Origin of the sequence: Yersinia sp. J1 (genome assembly GCF_050586585.1) — a bacterium.
Classification (GTDB): Bacteria; Pseudomonadota; Gammaproteobacteria; order Enterobacterales; family Enterobacteriaceae; genus Yersinia; species Yersinia entomophaga.
Genome location: NZ_JBOBDP010000058.1, coordinates 1 through 436 on the forward strand (window position 1 = coordinate 1; position 436 = coordinate 436).

Here is a 436-nt window from a genome sequence, read left to right on the forward strand (position 1 = left end):
GAAAGTAACGAGCAAATAAGGCCGGGCTGAGAGATTAGTCGGGCTTTAGTACCTTGTTGGGTCTGTAGCTCAGGTGGTTAGAGCGCACCCCTGATAAGGGTGAGGTCGGTGGTTCAAGTCCACTCAGACCCACCAACTCATCCCTGTAGTGCGTTACCGTCACATTCGTTTATAACAATAAACGTGCGTGTCTGCGCCTTGTCTGGACATGAGTTGCAGCAATAAGGTATTTGCTTTTTATATGGGGCTATAGCTCAGCTGGGAGAGCGCCTGCCTTGCACGCAGGAGGTCAGCGGTTCGATCCCGCTTAGCTCCACCATATAAAACTATTTCAAAATATATTGCTGCCGCAAGGTGGACAGTATGTTGTGAAATATTGCTCTTTAACAATCTGGAACAAGCTGAAAATTGAAACACTGCAGCTAAAACTTGTCTC

The 436-nt window shown here is 47.2% G+C and carries 2 tRNA genes; both read left to right on the forward strand.

Annotation, left to right across the window (positions count from 1 at the left end):
- Positions 1-58: 58 nt before the first annotated feature.
- Positions 59-135, forward strand: a tRNA-Ile gene (locus ACQ4OC_RS19625).
- 108 nt (positions 136-243) lie between these two features.
- Positions 244-319 (forward strand) — tRNA-Ala (locus ACQ4OC_RS19630).
- Positions 320-436: the final 117 nt, after the last annotated feature.